Annotated in this window: 1 protein-coding gene; it reads right to left on the bottom strand. The window is 48.4% G+C overall.

Annotated elements, in window-relative coordinates; genetic code table 11:
* Positions 1-153 precede the first annotated feature (153 nt).
* Positions 154-304 (bottom strand): DUF3606 domain-containing protein (locus IAE30_RS30480; RefSeq protein WP_200681640.1); only part of this gene is annotated, 151 nt, incomplete at its 5' end.

Below are 304 nucleotides of genomic sequence, written 5' to 3'. Positions count from 1 at the left end.
CCGGCCTCAGACCGGAAGTGCTTACTCCTGTTGCTCCCGGGCCATCCGCCCGGGATTTTTTTATCCACTTTTTTCCTGTTCTTTATCCCCGAACAGTTCACGGCGGCCCGATTTAAATAAAAAACCCACCGGGAGGTGGGTAAGTCAGAAAGCTCAGTGTAGGAGATAGCGCTTAACGGTTTCCGGGTCTGTGCCCACCGTTTTAAGAGCTTTCACCAGCTTATCCTGCGTAGTCTGTAAACAGAGCATCCAATATGTAATCTGCCATTGTTCATTTATCACAATGATCTTTTTATCTTCCGGC

This window comes from Pantoea sp. S61, assembly GCF_016625145.1.
Lineage (GTDB): Bacteria > Pseudomonadota > Gammaproteobacteria > Enterobacterales > Enterobacteriaceae > Pantoea > Pantoea rwandensis_B.
This window is presented reverse-complemented; position numbering and strand designations above follow the sequence as displayed.